19 protein-coding genes are annotated in these 16,088 nt (G+C 65.0%); 17 read left to right on the top strand and 2 right to left on the bottom strand.

Annotation, left to right across the window (positions count from 1 at the left end):
- Positions 1-26 precede the first annotated feature (26 nt).
- From LT948_RS13290 to trpE, 9 genes are all read left to right on the top strand, one after another.
- On the top strand, positions 27-659 hold the full coding sequence (locus tag LT948_RS13290; RefSeq protein WP_003085103.1) for a response regulator: 633 nt from the start codon (positions 27-29) through the stop codon (positions 657-659).
- Between the two features lie 128 nt (positions 660-787).
- Positions 788-1,822 carry a polyamine ABC transporter substrate-binding protein gene (locus tag LT948_RS13295; protein ID WP_023092355.1) on the top strand — a complete coding sequence of 345 codons (1,035 nt, stop codon included), beginning with the start codon at positions 788-790 and terminating at the stop codon, positions 1,820-1,822.
- A gap of 233 nt (positions 1,823-2,055) precedes the next feature.
- Complete coding sequence (locus tag LT948_RS13300; protein ID WP_003085109.1) at positions 2,056-3,165, top strand: ABC transporter ATP-binding protein; 1,110 nt, start codon at positions 2,056-2,058, stop codon at positions 3,163-3,165.
- A gap of 55 nt (positions 3,166-3,220) precedes the next feature.
- Entirely contained in the window at positions 3,221-4,267 is a 1,047-nt protein-coding gene (locus LT948_RS13305) for an ABC transporter substrate-binding protein (protein WP_003109043.1), read from the top strand.
- 114 nt (positions 4,268-4,381) lie between these two features.
- The gene (locus LT948_RS13310; RefSeq protein ID WP_232197080.1) at positions 4,382-5,629 is read left to right on the top strand and encodes an ABC transporter permease; all 1,248 of its coding nucleotides are present in this window, start codon (positions 4,382-4,384) and stop codon (positions 5,627-5,629) included.
- Positions 5,630-5,734: 105 nt separating this feature from the next.
- Positions 5,735-6,565, top strand: coding sequence for an ABC transporter permease (locus LT948_RS13315; protein ID WP_023092356.1), 831 nt, complete (start codon positions 5,735-5,737; stop codon positions 6,563-6,565).
- 123 nt (positions 6,566-6,688) lie between these two features.
- Positions 6,689-7,363 carry a ribulose-phosphate 3-epimerase gene (gene rpe / locus LT948_RS13320; protein ID WP_003085122.1) on the top strand — a complete coding sequence of 225 codons (675 nt, stop codon included), beginning with the start codon at positions 6,689-6,691 and terminating at the stop codon, positions 7,361-7,363.
- Positions 7,363-8,181 carry a phosphoglycolate phosphatase gene (locus LT948_RS13325; RefSeq protein ID WP_003099532.1) on the top strand — a complete coding sequence of 273 codons (819 nt, stop codon included), beginning with the start codon at positions 7,363-7,365 and terminating at the stop codon, positions 8,179-8,181. The genes rpe and LT948_RS13325 overlap by 1 nt, the downstream gene beginning before the upstream one ends.
- A gap of 68 nt (positions 8,182-8,249) precedes the next feature.
- Positions 8,250-9,728 (top strand): anthranilate synthase component I, encoded by a 1,479-nt coding sequence (gene trpE / locus LT948_RS13330; RefSeq protein ID WP_023092357.1) that lies wholly within the window; start codon positions 8,250-8,252, stop codon positions 9,726-9,728.
- Between the two features lie 317 nt (positions 9,729-10,045).
- On the opposite strand, the gene prtN is transcribed toward trpE, so the two are convergent.
- Together prtN and prtR are read right to left on the bottom strand one after the other, a co-directional pair.
- Entirely contained in the window at positions 10,046-10,360 is a 315-nt protein-coding gene (prtN, locus tag LT948_RS13335; protein WP_023092358.1) for a pyocin genes transcriptional regulator PrtN, read from the bottom strand.
- Positions 10,361-10,459: 99 nt separating this feature from the next.
- Positions 10,460-11,230: a transcriptional regulator PrtR gene (gene prtR / locus LT948_RS13340; protein ID WP_023092359.1), complete on the bottom strand. Its 771-nt coding sequence runs from the start codon at positions 11,228-11,230 to the stop codon at positions 10,460-10,462.
- 457 nt (positions 11,231-11,687) lie between these two features.
- On the opposite strand from prtR, the gene LT948_RS13345 reads away from it, so the two are divergent.
- The 8 genes from LT948_RS13345 (at position 11,688) to LT948_RS13380 (ending at position 16,087) form a co-directional block, all read left to right on the top strand.
- Positions 11,688-11,888 carry a TraR/DksA C4-type zinc finger protein gene (locus tag LT948_RS13345; RefSeq protein ID WP_023092361.1) on the top strand — a complete coding sequence of 67 codons (201 nt, stop codon included), beginning with the start codon at positions 11,688-11,690 and terminating at the stop codon, positions 11,886-11,888.
- A gap of 47 nt (positions 11,889-11,935) precedes the next feature.
- Complete coding sequence (locus tag LT948_RS13350) at positions 11,936-12,295, top strand: PA0613 family protein (protein ID WP_023092362.1); 360 nt, start codon at positions 11,936-11,938, stop codon at positions 12,293-12,295.
- A 458-nt stretch (positions 12,296-12,753) separates the two neighbouring features.
- Positions 12,754-13,107 carry a phage holin family protein gene (locus tag LT948_RS13355; protein ID WP_003085137.1) on the top strand — a complete coding sequence of 118 codons (354 nt, stop codon included), beginning with the start codon at positions 12,754-12,756 and terminating at the stop codon, positions 13,105-13,107.
- A 21-nt stretch (positions 13,108-13,128) separates the two neighbouring features.
- Positions 13,129-13,644, top strand: a complete 516-nt coding sequence (locus tag LT948_RS13360) for a hypothetical protein (RefSeq protein WP_021263056.1) — start codon at positions 13,129-13,131, stop codon at positions 13,642-13,644.
- Entirely contained in the window at positions 13,641-14,198 is a 558-nt protein-coding gene (locus LT948_RS13365) for a phage baseplate assembly protein V (RefSeq protein ID WP_003121844.1), read from the top strand. The genes LT948_RS13360 and LT948_RS13365 overlap by 4 nt, the downstream gene beginning before the upstream one ends.
- Before the next feature lie 152 nt (positions 14,199-14,350).
- Positions 14,351-14,677: a GPW/gp25 family protein gene (locus tag LT948_RS13370; RefSeq protein WP_003085143.1), complete on the top strand. Its 327-nt coding sequence runs from the start codon at positions 14,351-14,353 to the stop codon at positions 14,675-14,677.
- Positions 14,674-15,561, top strand: coding sequence for a baseplate assembly protein (locus tag LT948_RS13375; protein ID WP_023092363.1), 888 nt, complete (start codon positions 14,674-14,676; stop codon positions 15,559-15,561). The genes LT948_RS13370 and LT948_RS13375 overlap by 4 nt, the downstream gene beginning before the upstream one ends.
- Complete coding sequence (locus LT948_RS13380) at positions 15,554-16,087, top strand: phage tail protein I (RefSeq protein WP_023092364.1); 534 nt, start codon at positions 15,554-15,556, stop codon at positions 16,085-16,087. Before LT948_RS13375 ends, LT948_RS13380 begins: the two co-directional genes overlap by 8 nt.
- Position 16,088: the final 1 nt, after the last annotated feature.

Consider the following 16,088-nt stretch of genomic DNA (forward strand, 5'->3'; position numbering starts at 1 on the left):
GGCGGAGCAGCGTGAGGCAGCAAAGAGTGGTGATCCGAGTCCTGGTCGCTGAAGACCACACGATCGTCAGGGAAGGCATCAAGCAACTGATTGGCATGGCCAAGGACCTGCAGGTGGTCGGCGAGGCCACCAATGGCGAGCAGTTGCTGGAAACCCTGCGCGGAACGCCTTGCGAGGTGGTCCTGCTGGATATCTCCATGCCCGGCGTCAATGGCCTCGAGGCGATTCCGCGGATTCGCGCGCTGAACGAGCCGCCGGCGATCCTGGTGCTGTCGATGCACGACGAGGCGCAGATGGCCGCCCGCGCCCTGAAGATAGGTGCTGCCGGCTATGCCACCAAGGACAGCGATCCGGCATTGCTGCTCACCGCGATCCGCAGGGTCGCCGGCGGCGGACGCTACATCGACCCGGACCTTGCCGATCGGATGGTCTTCGAGGTCGGCCTGACCGATTCGCGTCCGCCCCATGCGCTGCTCTCCGAGCGCGAGTTCTCGGTGTTCGAGCGGCTGGTGCAGGGCGCCAACGTCAACGAGATCGCCCAGCAACTGGCGGTCAGCAACAAAACCATCAGTACCCACAAGGCACGCCTGATGCAGAAGCTCAACGCGCATTCGGTAGCCGACCTGGTGCGCTACGCGATGGAGCACCGCCTGCTCTGACAGGGGCGTTCGCCCAGGTTTTGCTCGCGGCTTGTGCGCCAGGTCCGGTTTTCGCGATCTGCTGTCTACCTGGCTTCCGCGCGGCAGGGAATGATGCTTGCCGGCCAACACGATAAGGAGAAGAAACGATGTTGCCAGCCATGAGGACGGGCCTGTTGTGCGCCCTTCTCGGAGTTACCGCGCCCGCCTGGGCGGAATACGTGACCGTGATTTCCTTCGGCGGCGCCAACAAGGAAGCCCAGGAAACCGCGTTCTACAAACCCTTCAAGAGCGCCACCGGCAATCGCGTGGTGCATGGCTCCTACAATGGCGACCTGGCCAAGCTCAAGCGCATGGTGGAGATCAGCCACGTCTCCTGGGACGTGGTGGAAGTCGAGGCGCCGGAGCTGGCGCGCGGTTGCGAGGAAGGTCTGTTCGAGAAGCTGGACATGGCGAAGGTCGGCGATCCCGCGGATTTCGTTCCCGGCGCGGTGCAGCCCTGCGGAGTCGGCATCTTCGTCTGGACCACGCTGCTTGCCTACAACCCCGGCAAGGTTGCGGGCAGCCCGCAGGGCTGGGCGGATTTCTGGGACGTGAAGAAGTTTCCCGGCAAGCGCGGCCTGCGCTGGGGCGCCAAGTACAGCCTGGAGTTCGCCCTGATGGCCGATGGCGTGGCGCCGAAGGACGTCTACCAGACGCTGGCGACGCCCGCCGGCGTCGAGCGGGCATTCCGCAAGCTCGACGAGCTGAAGCCCTATATCCATTGGTGGAAGTCCGGGCAGGACCCTGTGCGCGACCTGGCCGATGGCACGGTGGTGATGAGTTCGGCCTACAACGGGCGGATCGCCGCGGCGCAGGCCGAGAAGCAGCCCCTGGCAATGGTCTGGAGCGGCGGCGTCTACGATTTCGACTTCTGGGCGCTGCCGGTCGGGGTTTGGAAGAAGCAGTTGGCCGAGGAGTTCATCCGTTTCGCCAGCCAGCCGGAGCAGCAGAAGGCTTTCGCCGAGAACATCGCCTACGGCCCGGCCAACCGCAAGGCGGTAGGCCTGCTCGATCCGCAAGTGGCTGCCAACCTGCCGACCGCACCGCAGAACATGCAGAACGCGGTGGGTATGAACGTGGCCTTCTGGGCGGAGCACGGCGAGGCCCTGGAGCAGCGTTTCCAGAACTGGGCCAAGCGCTGAGGACGCCGTTGCGCGCCAGCCGAAGAGCGCTGGCGCGCAAACCTTTGCCCTTCTCGAAAGCCCCTTCCCAGAGTGGTTCGGCCCATTCCGGGGTGCATCTTTTTTGTAGGGCGATTCCTACAAAGAGCTTTCCTTTCCCCTGATAGAAAACTCTCTTGCCGGCCGATTTGCGTCCTGCGCCGGGTTCTCTAGGCTGTTCGCACAGCATCCATAAAACGAACAAAGGTGCGGTTATGGCCGAGACTCAAGGCGGCGATGTACTGGTCAGCTTCCGTGGCGTGCAGAAGAGCTACGACGGCGAGACCCTCATCGTGAAGGATCTCAACCTGGACATTCGCAAGGGCGAATTCCTCACCCTGCTCGGCCCCTCCGGGTCCGGCAAGACCACCAGCCTGATGATGCTGGCCGGTTTCGAAACCCCTACCGCCGGCGAAATCCTCCTGGCCGGTCGCTCGATCAACAATGTCCCTCCGCACAAGCGCGACATCGGCATGGTGTTCCAGAACTATGCGCTGTTCCCGCACATGACCGTGGCCGAGAACCTGGCCTTTCCCCTCAGCGTCCGTGGCATGAGCAAGACCGACGTGAAGGAAAGGGTCAAGCGCGCGTTGTCGATGGTCCAGCTCGACGCCTTCGCCGGGCGTTATCCGGCGCAACTTTCCGGTGGCCAGCAGCAGCGCGTGGCGCTGGCCCGCGCGCTGGTCTTCGAGCCGCAACTGGTGCTGATGGACGAGCCCCTGGGAGCGCTGGACAAGCAACTTCGCGAGCACATGCAGATGGAAATCAAGCATCTGCACCAGCGCCTCGGCGTCACCGTGGTCTACGTCACCCACGACCAGGGCGAGGCGCTGACCATGTCCGACCGGGTGGCGGTGTTCCACCAGGGCGAAATCCAGCAGATCGAGCCGCCGCGCAATCTCTACGAGCAGCCGCGCAACACCTTCGTGGCCAACTTCATCGGTGAGAACAACCGTCTATCCGGGCAGCTTCTCAGTTGCGACGGCGAGCGCTGCGTGGTCGGACTGCCGCGCGGCGAGAAGGTCGAGGCGCTGGCGGTCAACGTCGGCCAGCCGGGCGAGCCGGTAACCTTGTCGATCCGCCCCGAGCGGGTGCGCCTGAACGGTGCCAGCGAGTCTTGCGTCAACCGTTTCTCCGGCCGCGTGGCCGAGTTCGTCTACCTGGGCGACCACGTGCGTGTGCGCCTGGAGGTCTGCGGCCGCGACGACTTCTTCGTCAAGCAGCCGATCGCCGAGCTGGACCCGACGCTGAGCGTCGGTGATGTGGTTCCGCTGGGCTGGCAGGTCGAGCATGTGAGGGCGCTCGACCCTCTGCCGGCGGCGTGAGCGCCGGCAGTCCCGAACCGTACCGAAGCAACCCTGCACTGTGGAGAGAACAATAATGTCGAAATCCCTGAAAGCGGCCAGCCTGAAGTTCGCCACCCTGGCGGCCGGCCTGGCCTGCGCGGCCCAGGCCATGGCGGTGGACCTGACCGTGGTGTCCTTCGGCGGGGCCAACAAGAGCGCCCAGATCAAGGCGTTCTACGAGCCCTACCAGAAAGCCACCGGCAACAGGATCGTCGCCGGCGAATACAACGGCGAGATGGCCAAGGTCAAGGCCATGGTCGATACCAACAGCGTCTCCTGGGACCTGGTGGAAGTGGAGTCGCCGGAGCTGTCGCGCGGCTGCGACGAAGGCCTGTTCGAGGAACTCGACCCGGCGCAGTTCGGTAAGACCGAGGACTTCGTGCCCGGCGCCATCCAACCGTGCGGCGTGGGTTTCTTCGTCTGGTCCACGGTGCTCGCCTACAACGCCGACAAGCTGAAAAGCGCGCCGACCAGTTGGGCGGACTTCTGGGACATCAAGAAATTCCCCGGCAAGCGCGGCCTGCGCAAGGGCGCCAAGTACACCCTCGAATTCGCCCTGATGGCCGACGGCGTGGCGCCGAAGGACGTCTACGGCGTGCTCGCCACCAAGGAAGGCCAGGATCGCGCCTTCAAGAAGCTCGACGAGATCAAGTCGAGCATCCAGTGGTGGGAGGCGGGCGCCCAGCCGCCGCAGTACCTGGCTTCCGGCGACGTGGTGATGAGTTCTGCCTACAACGGCCGGATCGCCGCGGTGCAGAAGGAAAGCAACCTGAAGGTGGTATGGAACGGCGGCATCTACGATTTCGACGCCTGGGCCATCCCGAAGGGGGCGAAGAAACAGGAAGAGACCCTGAAGTTCATCGCCTTCTCGGTGCAGCCCCAGCAGCAGAAGACTTACTCGGAAAACATCGCCTACGGTCCGGCCAACAAGCAGGCGGTGCCGCTGCTGGACAAGGCCCTGCTGAAGGACATGCCGACCACTCCGGAAAACATCCAGAACCAGGTGGCAATGGACGTGACCTTCTGGGCCGACTACGGCGAACAACTGGAACAGCGCTTCAACGCCTGGGCGGCCAGGTAATCCTCGCCTGACCCTCCAGTGAGGGCCGGAGGGGCCGCCGCGCGGCGGCTCCTCCTACCGTTCCACACTTTCCAGGGTCGTTCCCGACGGCCCGCTTTTTTTCCGGAGTTCGCTATGGCCACAGCTGTGCCCATGTCCCAGGCCACCGGCAGCACCCTCAAGCAACGCCTGGCGCGCGCCGAGCGGATGAACCGCCTGAAGTCCCAGGCGCTGATCCTGCCCCTGCTGGCCTTCCTGGTCCTGACCTTCCTGGTGCCGATCGCCGCGCTGCTCTACAAGAGCGTGTCCAACCCGGAAGTGGTTCGCTCGTTGCCGCTGACGGTAGAGGCCATCTCCGCCTGGGACGGCAAGTCGCTGCCGGCCGACGCCGTCTACAAGGCGCTCAGCCAGGATCTCGCCGAGGCTCGTCGCAACCAGACCATCGGCGATCTCTCCAAGCGCCTGAACATGGAACTGGCCGGTTATCGCAGCCTGATGGCGAAGACCGCGCGCAAGCTGCCGTTCAAGGAGGAGCCCGCTTCCTACAAGGACGCCATGGAGCAGCTCGACGAGCGCTGGGGCGACCCCGCCTACTGGCAGGTGATCCGCCGCAACGCCAGCAGCTATACGCCCTATTACCTGCTCGCAGCCCTCGACCACCGGATCGACGATCTCGGCGAAGTGGCGCGCGCCACCCCGGACCAGGCCATCTACCTGGACATCTTCGCCCGCACCTTCTGGATGGGCGCGGTGATCACCGTCATCTGCCTGCTGCTGGCCTACCCGCTGGCCTACCTGCTGGCCAACCTGCCGACGCGCAAGAGCAACCTGCTGATGATCCTGGTCCTGCTGCCGTTCTGGACCTCGATCCTGGTACGTGTCGCCGCCTGGATCGCCCTGCTGCAATCGGGTGGCCTGATCAACGGCGCGCTGCTCAAGCTCGGCCTGATCGACCAGCCGCTGCAACTGGTGTTCAACCGCACCGGCGTATACATCGCGATGGTGCACATCATGCTGCCGTTCATGATCCTGCCGATCTACAGCGTGATGAAGGGCATTTCGCCGAGCTACATGCGCGCCGCGATTTCCCTCGGCTGCCACCCGTTCGCCAGCTTCTGGCGGGTGTATTTCCCACAGACCGTCGCGGGCGTCGGCGCCGGTTGCCTGCTGGTGTTCATCCTGTCCATCGGCTACTACATCACCCCGGCGCTGCTGGGCAGCCCGAACGACCAGATGGTCAGCTACTTCGTCGCCTTCTATACCAACAGCACCATCAACTGGGGCATGGCCACCGCCCTCGGCGGCCTGCTGCTGCTCGCTACCCTGGTGCTCTACGTCGTCTACAGCTGGCTGGTGGGCGCCAGCCGCCTGCGCCTGGGATAGAGCGCCTTCCGAGAAGGCCAACCGATTCCCCTCTCCCTTCGGAAAAAAGGCTGCCCGGAGGGCGGGGAGAGGGGGATCCGCACGAAACACATTGGAGAGCGAGTCATGCTGAGTCCCTACATGTCCCCGGTCGAGCGCCTGTGGTTCTACTCCCTGCGCATCCTCTGCGGCCTGGTACTGCTGTTCCTGGTACTGCCGGTGCTGGTCATCGTGCCGCTGTCGTTCAACTCCGGTACCTTCCTGGTCTACCCGCTGCAAGGGTTCTCCCTGCGCTGGTACGCCGACTTCTTCCAGTCCGCCGAGTGGATGCGCTCGTTGACCAACAGCTTGATCGTCGCTCCGGCGGCGACCCTGCTGGCGATGGTCTTCGGCACTCTGGCGGCGATCGGCCTGACCCGCGGCGAGTTCCGCGGCAAGGCACTGGTGATGAGCCTGATGATTTCGCCGATGGTGGTGCCGGTGGTGATCATCGGCGTGGCCAGCTACCTGTTCTTCGCTCCGCTCGGGCTCGGCAACAGCTACCTGTCGCTGATCGTGGTGCATGCGGTGCTCGGCGTGCCGTTCGTGATCATCACCGTCTCCGCGACCCTGCAGGGGTTCAACTACAACCTGGTGCGCGCCGCCGCCAGCCTCGGCGCGCCGCCGCTGACCACCTTCTTCCGGGTGACCCTGCCGCTGATCGCTCCCGGGGTGATCTCCGGCGCGCTGTTCGCCTTCGCCACCTCGTTCGACGAAGTGGTAGTGACCCTCTTCCTCGCCGGCCCCGAGCAGGCCACCCTGCCGCGGCAGATGTTCAGCGGCATTCGCGAGAACCTGAGCCCCACCATTGCCGCCGCGGCGACCTTGCTGATCGGTTTCTCCGTACTGCTGTTGCTGACCCTGGAGTGGCTGCGCGGGCGCAGCGAGAAGATGCGTACAGCACAACCCGGCGCCTGAGGCGCAGGGCGCGCCCGGCCTGGTCCGGGCGTCGGCTGCTGCGGCGAAAAGTCGTCATTTTCACCGCCAAAAACCGATAACGGCTACAATGCGCGCCTTCCGTGATCCCCTTTGAGGTGCGCCATGCAACCCTTCGCCATCGCTCCGTCGATCCTTTCCGCCGATTTCGCCCGCCTGGGCGAGGACGTGGACAAGGTGCTCGCCGCCGGTGCCGACATCGTTCACTTCGACGTGATGGACAACCACTACGTGCCGAACCTGACCATCGGCCCGATGGTCTGCTCGGCGCTGCGCAAGTACGGCGTGAGCGCGCCGATCGACGTGCACCTGATGGTGTCCCCGGTGGATCGCATCATCGGCGACTTCATCGAAGCTGGCGCCACCTACATCACCTTCCATCCGGAAGCTTCCCAGCACATCGACCGTTCCCTGCAACTGATCCGCGACGGCGGTTGCAAGGCGGGCCTGGTGTTCAACCCGGCCACTCCGCTGGAGGTGCTGAAGTACGTGATGGACAAGGTCGACATGGTCCTGCTGATGAGCGTCAACCCCGGCTTCGGCGGGCAGAAATTCATCCCCGGTACCCTCGACAAGTTGCGCGAGGCACGCGCCCTGATCGATGCCTCCGGACGCGAGATCCGCCTGGAGATCGATGGCGGCGTCAACGTCAAGAACATCCGTGAGATCGCCGCGGCGGGCGCCGATACCTTCGTCGCCGGCTCGGCCATCTTCAACGCCCCGGACTACGCCGAGGTCATCCGCGCCATGCATGCCGAACTGGCCCAGGCGCACCAGTAATGAGCGCTGCGGAGCCGTTCTTCGCCACGCGCCTGCCGCGTCTGGTGATGTTCGACCTGGATGGCACGTTGGTCGATTCCGTTCCCGACCTCACCGCCGCGGTCGACAGCATGCTCGCCAGCCTCGGGCGGCCACCGGCGGGCATCGAGAAGGTCCGCCAGTGGATCGGTAACGGCGCGCGTGTGCTGGTGCGTCGCGCCCTGGCGGGAAGCATCGAGCATGACGGCATTGGTGAGGAAGAAACCGAAGCCGCGCTGGCGCTGTTCATGGAGGCCTATGCCGACAGTCATGCGCTCACCGAGGTCTACCCCGGCGTCGTCGACACCCTCAAGTGGCTCAAGCGCAACGGCGTGGAAATGGCGCTGATCACCAACAAGCCGGAGCGCTTCGTCGCTCCGCTGCTGGATGAGATGAAGCTGGGTCGCTATTTCCGCTGGATCATCGGCGGCGACACCCTGCCGCAGCAGAAGCCCGACCCGGCGGCGCTGCTGTTCGTGATGAAGATGGCCGGCATCGAGCCCGAAGATGCGTTGTTCGTCGGTGACTCGCGCAACGACGTGCTCGCCGCCAAGGCTGCCGGTGTGCGCTGCGCGGCGCTGACCTATGGCTACAACCACGGCCGGCCGATCGCCGAGGAAGCGCCCACCCTGGTCATCGACAACCTGCGCGACCTGCTGCCTTGCGCCGACCAGGCCGCTGAGATAGTGTTGCCGGACGACTCCCTTTCCCCCTCCGACCAGCGAGATCAAGCCGTGGCGGTCAGCAAACTCTGGATGAAGGTCATCAAGGCCCTGGCGCGTTGGCGCTGGCGCGCCTGACATCATCCTCCGCCGGATAGCCGGCGTTTGCACCCTGTTGACCGTTCTCTCCTCCGATGAGGCTGATCATGAATCGCGAAGAATTCCTGCGGCTGGCCGCCGATGGCTACAACCGCATCCCGCTGTCCTTCGAGACCCTTGCCGACTTCGACACGCCGCTGTCGATCTACCTGAAGCTGGCCGACGCGCCGAACTCCTACCTGCTGGAGTCGGTGCAGGGCGGCGAGAAATGGGGGCGCTATTCGATCATCGGCCTGCCGTGTCGCACGGTGCTGCGGGTCTACGACCATCAAGTGCGGATCAGCATCGATGGCATGGAAACCGAGCGCTTCGATTGCGCCGACCCGCTGGCTTTCGTCGAGGAGTTCAAGGCGCGCTACCAGGTGCCCACCGTGCCCGGCTTGCCACGTTTCGATGGAGGCCTGGTCGGCTATTTCGGTTACGACTGCGTGCGCTACGTGGAAAAACGCCTGGCCACCTGTCCGAACCCGGACCCGCTGGGCAACCCGGATATCCTGTTGATGGTGTCCGATGCCGTAGTGGTATTCGACAACCTGGCTGGGAAGATCCACTCCATCGTCCTCGCCGATCCCTCCGAGGAAAATGCCTACGAGCGCGGCCAGGCACGTCTGGAGGAGCTGCTGGAGCGTCTGCGCCAGCCGATCACCCCGCGTCGCGGCCTCGACCTCGAGGCGGCCCAGGGCCGGGAGCCGGCGTTTCGTGCCAGCTTCACCCGCGAGGACTATGAAAACGCGGTAGGAAGGATCAAGGACTACATCCTGGCCGGCGACTGCATGCAGGTGGTGCCGTCGCAGCGCATGTCCATCGAGTTCAAGGCGGCGCCCATCGACCTGTACCGCGCGCTGCGCTGTTTCAATCCGACGCCCTACATGTACTTCTTCAACTTCGGCGACTTCCATGTCGTGGGTAGCTCGCCGGAGGTGCTGGTACGGGTCGAGGATGGCCTGGTCACGGTGCGCCCGATCGCCGGCACCCGTCCGCGCGGGATCAACGAAGAGGCCGACCTGGCGCTGGAGCAGGATCTGCTATCGGACGCCAAGGAGATCGCCGAGCACCTGATGCTGATCGACCTGGGGCGCAACGACGTGGGGCGGGTGTCCGATATCGGCGCGGTGAAGGTCACCGAAAAAATGGTGATCGAACGTTACTCCAACGTCATGCACATCGTGTCCAACGTCACCGGGCAATTGCGCGAGGGGCTCAGCGCGATGGACGCGCTGCGGGCGATCCTGCCGGCGGGTACGCTGTCCGGCGCGCCGAAGATCCGCGCCATGGAGATCATCGACGAGCTGGAGCCGGTCAAGCGTGGAGTCTACGGCGGCGCGGTCGGCTACCTGGCATGGAACGGCAACATGGACACCGCCATTGCCATCCGCACCGCGGTGATCAAGAACGGTGAACTCCACGTGCAGGCCGGCGGCGGTATCGTTGCCGACTCGGTGCCGGCGCTGGAGTGGGAAGAAACCATCAACAAGCGCCGGGCGATGTTCCGCGCCGTGGCGCTGGCCGAGCAGAGCGTCGAATAAGACGGCGCGAGGCGGAAGAAAAGAAGGCGGATGGCGTTTGCGTCATCCGCCTTTTTTATGCCCGGCTGGACCCACGCATTGGCTTCGCCCTACGCGGAACCGCTTTCGTAGGGCGAATATCGCGGCGCGATATCCGCCAGGGGGCAGGACGCCGAACCCGCCTCGAGATGAAGTGATCGATATGTCCGGTTGGCGGATGACGCCTTCGGCATTACTTGCCTACGCAGAAGGCGCTTTCGTAGGGGGGACATCACCACGCGATATCCGCCAGGCGGAGCATGGTGTCGCTCCCTACGATGCTGGCAACGGCGGGCCGCTCAGGATGCGACGCTATCCGCACCTGGCTGTGCTCGACGGGCGCTTCCGGCTTGGTTCGCGCGCTGGTCGACGTAGGCGGCGAGGTGATCGAGGGCCACGAACTGCATGGCCTTGTGGCTATCGTCGAGGGTCGTCACTGGCAGGGCGATCCGCCCGCATGCCAGGGCCTTGCTGAAGTTTTCCTTGTTCAGGTTGCGAAACCAGCGTTCGCGAACCTGCTCCAGCGGCACCAGGACGTCGCCGAAGATGCGGTAGACCAATTCCACGGTTTCCTGGCGTGGAATCGGAGTGCTAGGGGCGATGGATGGCTGCATGGTATTCCCTCCTGCGGCTGCACGTCGTTGAGGGAAATATAGCTCAGGTTGTTTTCTTGTTCAATAGCTGAAGTTGTAGAGCGGGCGAGCGCCAGGCGCTCACCGCACCAGGGACGGGCCGCGCCGGTGGCGTACGGTGGACCACCAGAAGACCCAACCGATCATGCTGATCTGGCGGCTGCGCATGTCCTCCGGCGAGTACTCCTCGTCCGGATATTCCTCGCGGTTGAAGCTGCGCAGGCGAATGCCGCCGCCGGGCAGGCGATAGACGAACTTCACCCGCAGCATGCCGTCATGTTCGAGGGCGTAGATCTCGCCATCGGTGATATGGGTGGTGGCGGTGTCCACGCCGATGGTGGAGCCATCCATGATCAGCGGTTCCATGCTGTTGCCGGTGAGTTGGGCGCAGATCGCCGCCGACGGATCGACGCCCGAGGCACGCAGCGTGGCATAGGAAAAACGCAGCTTGCGCCCCTCTATCTCGCGTACCGCAGTGCGTCCGGCGCCGGCGGACATCTCCACTTCCTTGTACAGCGGCAGTTCCACTTCGTCTTCGTCCAGCGGTGTGTCGCTGTCCCACGGATGCAGCGGTTCCAGCACCAATGGGCTGCCATCGGCCACGGACACGGCACTGCGCGCGGCTGGAGTGCCTTCGCCGGTCTGCAGCCAGACCGGCGAGACGCCCAGGGCCGCCGCGATCTCGATCAGCTTGCGGGTGCTCTGGGCCTTGCCCGAGGTCAGCTTGTGAATGGTGTTCTGCGAAACCCCTGCCGCTTCGGCGAGGGTTTCCTGCTTCAGGTTGCGCATCGCCATGGCCTGCTTGAGGCGAGCGGCGAAGCTGTCGGGCGGGATCTGGCTGCTCTTGTCCATGCTCGGCAATCTACAGACCGATGGATTCTCTGTAAAGAGCCTAGGTGTTGACGATAAATAGCTTTGGTTGTAATTTCTCTTCCGTCAGAAAGCGGAAGGGGTGAGTTCCACAACTTCCCACCCGCCTTTCAGAGATTTCACATGGGTGCAGGGACGCACCCGGTTGTCGGCGACCGACGATGCAGGTGCCGACTGCTTGGGTGCCGGGGCCACGGGAAAGCGCTCCGGCACCTGGAGGGCCGGAGCGCCGTCCATGCAGACGCTCCGTCCCGCTCATTCATTCTGTCGCCGACCTGCTTCAGGTACGGCGGCGTCGTACAGGGAGTCATTGCCATGTCGCGAGATACGCACTCGCCATTTCCGCGCAGAGGAACGCAGGTCGCCGAACCGGCGCCGCGCATCTGTCATGTTCCATCCATTCGGCCGTCGGGCGTCGGGCACGCCAGGGAGGCTTTCCATGGCTGACCTTGCCGATCACGCCAACGAACTGGTCCTGGCTCGCCTCGACGGCCTCCTGGCGGCGCGCCCGGCGCTGGCCATCCGCGAGTCCGCGGAAGACTGCGAGGACTGCGGCGAGCCCATTCCCCAGGCGCGCCGCCGGGCGGCATCGGGTTGCAGTCGCTGCATCGACTGCCAGGACCGCCACGAGCGCCGTTGAACCGACCTCATGTCGAGCCCTCGCGGGCAGTGAAAGGAGACACGACCGTGATCAAAGCCATCGATGAAATGCTCAAGCTCTGGGCCGAGGAAATGCACGCGCCAGGCAGCAACGGAGGCGGCTACGCCGGCGGCAACCTGATCGCCATGCTGATCGCCAGCAAGGGCGAGGTGGTCCGCGGCCACCGTGGCAGCCGGGTGATCCTCGACCGTGTGGCGGAGGTCGATCGCCTGGTAAATCGCCTACCCGAGGAACTGAAGACCGTGGTGGTGGAGCACTATCTCAATCGCGACAGCTTCCCCGAGCAGAAGTACCACCACTGCGGTTGCAGCCGCAACACCTTTTATCTGCGCCTGCATGTGGCGCACCAGGGTATCCAGGACGGCCTGTTGCGGCGGGCGGCCTGAGTTCCTGGACCGGATCCTGGTCCCCCCTGGAATTTTCCAACCGGCCTTCGGGCCGGTTTTTTTATGCCTGTCGCCCATGGAGGCGGCGAGCCCCATGCACAGCAGCGGACCCTGCACGGTAGAGGCGGGGACGGGCTGGCGGATCCATCCTTTTCGTCAGTCGATGCCGGGCTTTTCCATATCGGAAGTGGGTACGCACTTGCCCGGATGCCTGGCGAAGGTTCCCAGGGCGGTATATCACCCTCATATCGTGGTGCGTCTCCCTCCTATTGCAGTGGATTGTCGAGAAGGCATTGCCGGGCTGGGAATCGGGCGGTAAAAAGTAGTCATTCTTGTAAAGGTGCGTCCCCAGGGAGGCACTCGTGAAGCACCGGAACCCGGCCCTGGCGCCGGGTTTTTTATTGCCCGGGAAAACGTTCGTGCGGACGTGCCCGGCGCTGCCTGCCAAGGAGGGACTCATGGGCAACGAACCGCAGACACTGACGGAAATGCCGCTCTGGGTACTGATCCTGCTCGCCGCGCTGGGCGGCGTCAGCGGCGAGATGTGGCGTGCCGACAAGGCCGGTCTCGGCGGCTGGGCCTTGTTGCGGCGCCTGGCGCTGCGCTCCGGCGCGTCGATCGTCTGCGGCGTGGCGGTGATGCTGTTGGCGTTGGCTTGCGGCGCCGCGCTGCTGTTCGCCGCGGCGCTGGGCAGCCTGACCGCCGCGGCCGGCGCGGAGATCGCCGTCGGCCTCTACGAACGCTGGGCCGCCCGGCGCCTGGGGGTTTGCGAGCTGCCCGAGGAACAGTCGGGCGACCGTGGCCCGCATTGAAACTGATCGAAGGAGTCAACCATGCCTGAACAGGCTGTCACGCTCGAGGCTCTGTACGCGGCCATCGAGCAGGTACTGCGTGAGCGTCTGCCGGAGGCGCAGTTGATCGGCTTCTGGCCAGGCGTGCCGGAAAATACCCCGGCGGTTTCCCTGGAAATAGCCGAGCTACTGCCCGAGCGCGATCCCGGTACCGGCGAGAGCGCCCTGCTGTGCCGCCTGCAGGCGCGGATAATGGTGCCGCCTGATGGCGATCGCCAGGCGGTATCCATTGCTTGCGGAATCGTTCGGACATTGCGCGAGCAGACCTGGAACCTGTCTCTGGAACCGGCGCGCTTCGTACGCTCGGCCGTCGACGGCAGTCGCGAGGAGCTGAAGAGCCTGCGTGTCTGGCTGGTCGAGTGGACGCAGTCGCTGCGTCTCGGAGACCCGGAGTGGGCCTGGGAGGACCAGCCGCCGGGCAGCCTGATGCTGGGCTTCGACCCGCAGACCGGCCCCGGCCATGAGCCGGACTACTTCGCTCCGGAGGCGTTGGCATGAGCTATGTCAGTGCGGAGCATGACCGCATGCTCGCCGCGATGATCCTGCCCTGCGTGGTGGTCGCCGTGGACCTGGCAGCGGCGCGGGTACGGGTGCGCTCCGGCGACTGGACCAGCGGCTGGCTGCGCTGGCACTCCCTGGCAGCCGGCAAGGTTCGCCACTGGCGTGCGCCGAGCATAGGCGAACAGGGGATACTGCTCAGCCCGTCGGGCGGAGTGTCAATGGGTACCTTTATTCCCGGTCTGTACGGCGATGCGGGCACGGCGCCGGACAACAGCGCCAGCAGTGAGACCTGGCGTTTCGACGACGGCGCCTCGTTGAGTTACGACTGGGCTGCGCATCGCTACCGCGTCGAGCTGCCCAGCGGCACCGTGGAAGTGAGGGTCGGCGCCAGCGAGGTGCGGGTCAGCGACGGGGCGGTCAGTCTCAAGGCGCCGAAGATCAGCCTGGAAGGACCGGTGGAGATCGCCGGGACACTGACGGTCAGCGGAGACATCCTCGGCGGCGGCTCGATCATCGACACCGCCGGCAACAGCAACCACCACACCCATTGAACATACGACGGGGCTGCCGAAGGGCGGTCCGTCGAACATTCAACCGGCCCGCGCGAGCGGGCCTTTTCGTTTGCGGAGTTCGCCATGGGCAACACTCACAGCCATTCGGAGCCAGGCGCGGCCTGTCTCTGCCGGAGCGGGAGGGCAGGGCGATGATCGGGATGGATCGCCGTAGCGGGCTACCCCTGTCCGGCCTGGCTCATCTTAAACAGTCCGTCGAGGACATCCTGACCACCCCGTTGGGCAGCAGGCGCATGCGCCCCGAGTACGGCAGCAAGCTGCGGCGGATGGTCGACATGCCGGTGAGCGAAGGCTGGAAAAGCGCCGTGCAGGCCGAGGTAGCCCGTTCCCTGGGGCGCTGGGAACCGCGCATCGCATTGTCTGCCGTGCGAGTCGTCGCGGTCGTCGATGGCCGCGTGGATCTGCTCCTGAGCGGCGTGTTCGAGGGCGAGAACATCAATATGGAGGTCTCGGCGTGATCATCGATCTTTCCCAGTTGCCGGAGCCAGAGGTTATCGAAAACCTCGATTTCGAGACGATTTACCAGGAGCTGTTGGGCGACTTCCGCGAAGCCATGGCTGGTGAATGGACAGCGGAGGTGGAGTCCGATCCGGTTCTCAAGCTTCTGCAACTGGCGGCCTATCGAGAACTGCTGCTGCGGGCGCGGATCAACGATGCGGCGCGGGCGGTGATGCTGGCATACGCCAGCGGTGCCGATCTCGACCAGATCGGTGCCGGCTTCAATGTGCAGCGTTTGCTGATCAGGCCCGCTCAGCCCGAGGCGGTACCGCCGGTGGAGGCGCAGTACGAGAGCGACAAGTCGCTGCGCAATCGCATCCAGCTCGCGTTCGAGCAGCTATCCGTCGCAGGACCGCGGAATGCCTATATAGCCCATGCGCTGGGCGCGGATGGAAGGGTGGCGGATGCCTCTGCGACCAGTCCGGCGCCCTGCGAAGTGCTGATCAGCGTGCTCGGGGTGGAAGGCAACGGGCAGGCACCGGAAGCGGTGTTGCAGGCAGTGCGCCTGGCGCTGAACGTGGAGGACGTGCGTCCTGTCGCGGATCGGGTAACGGTGCGCTCGGCAGGCATCGTTCCCTATCAGGTCAAGGCGCAGCTCTACCTGTTTCCCGGTCCCGAGGCCGAGCTGATCCGTGCCGCCGCCGAGGCTTCGCTGCGCGACTACATTTCCGCCCAGCGCCGCCTGGGCCGCGACATCCGGCGTTCGGCCCTGTTCGCCACCCTGCATGTCGAAGGCGTGCAGCGCGTCGAACTGCAGGAGCCTGCGGCCGACGTGGTCCTGGATGAAACCCAGGCGGCCTATTGCACGGGGTACGCGATCACCTTGGGAGGCGTCGATGAGTAGCCGCCTGCTGCCGCCAAACAGGAGTTCTCTGGAACGCTCTCTGGGTGATGTATTGCCTGCCGAGCTGCCGGTGCCGCTTCGTGAGCTTAACGATCCGGCACGCTGTGAGGCGGCCTTGCTGCCCTACCTGGCCTGGACGCGCTCGGTGGACCGCTGGGACCCGGACTGGAGCGACGAGGCCAAGCGCAATGCGGTAGCGACGTCCTTCGTCCTGCACCAGCGCAAAGGCACGCTGACCGCGTTGCGCCAAGTGGTCGAGCCAATCGGTGCGCTGAGCGAGGTCACCGAATGGTGGCAGCGAAGCCCGACCGGCGTGCCGGGGACCTTCGAGATCACCGTGGACGTCAGTGACCGTGGCATCGACGAAGGCACCGCACTGGAGCTGGAGCGCTTGCTCGATGACGTCCGCCCGGTGAGTCGACACCTGACCCGCCTGGACCTGCGCATCACCCCGGTAATCCGGTCCCGTCACGGACTGGCCGTGACCGACGGCGACACCCTGGAAATCTTCCCCTGGAAACAGTGAC

It is taken from the genome of Pseudomonas sp. CP-1 (genome assembly GCF_021213715.1).
GTDB classification, from domain to species: domain Bacteria; phylum Pseudomonadota; class Gammaproteobacteria; order Pseudomonadales; family Pseudomonadaceae; genus Pseudomonas; species Pseudomonas aeruginosa.

Coding starts and splice junctions, on each gene's coding strand:
- LT948_RS13295 (WP_023092355.1), top strand. CDS start 788: ATGTTGCCAGCCATGAGGACGGGCCTGTTGTGCGCCCTTCTCGGAGTT.
- LT948_RS13300 (WP_003085109.1), top strand. CDS start 2,056: ATGGCCGAGACTCAAGGCGGCGATGTACTGGTCAGCTTCCGTGGCGTG.
- LT948_RS13305 (WP_003109043.1), top strand. CDS start 3,221: ATGTCGAAATCCCTGAAAGCGGCCAGCCTGAAGTTCGCCACCCTGGCG.
- LT948_RS13310 (WP_232197080.1), top strand. CDS start 4,382: ATGGCCACAGCTGTGCCCATGTCCCAGGCCACCGGCAGCACCCTCAAG.
- LT948_RS13315 (WP_023092356.1), top strand. CDS start 5,735: ATGCTGAGTCCCTACATGTCCCCGGTCGAGCGCCTGTGGTTCTACTCC.
- rpe (WP_003085122.1), top strand. CDS start 6,689: ATGCAACCCTTCGCCATCGCTCCGTCGATCCTTTCCGCCGATTTCGCC.
- LT948_RS13325 (WP_003099532.1), top strand. CDS start 7,363: ATGAGCGCTGCGGAGCCGTTCTTCGCCACGCGCCTGCCGCGTCTGGTG.
- trpE (WP_023092357.1), top strand. CDS start 8,250: ATGAATCGCGAAGAATTCCTGCGGCTGGCCGCCGATGGCTACAACCGC.
- prtN (WP_023092358.1), bottom strand. CDS start 10,360: ATGCAGCCATCCATCGCCCCTAGCACTCCGATTCCACGCCAGGAAACC.
- prtR (WP_023092359.1), bottom strand. CDS start 11,230: ATGGACAAGAGCAGCCAGATCCCGCCCGACAGCTTCGCCGCTCGCCTC.
- LT948_RS13345 (WP_023092361.1), top strand. CDS start 11,688: ATGGCTGACCTTGCCGATCACGCCAACGAACTGGTCCTGGCTCGCCTC.
- LT948_RS13355 (WP_003085137.1), top strand. CDS start 12,754: ATGGGCAACGAACCGCAGACACTGACGGAAATGCCGCTCTGGGTACTG.
- LT948_RS13360 (WP_021263056.1), top strand. CDS start 13,129: ATGCCTGAACAGGCTGTCACGCTCGAGGCTCTGTACGCGGCCATCGAG.
- LT948_RS13365 (WP_003121844.1), top strand. CDS start 13,641: ATGAGCTATGTCAGTGCGGAGCATGACCGCATGCTCGCCGCGATGATC.
- LT948_RS13370 (WP_003085143.1), top strand. CDS start 14,351: ATGATCGGGATGGATCGCCGTAGCGGGCTACCCCTGTCCGGCCTGGCT.
- LT948_RS13380 (WP_023092364.1), top strand. CDS start 15,554: ATGAGTAGCCGCCTGCTGCCGCCAAACAGGAGTTCTCTGGAACGCTCT.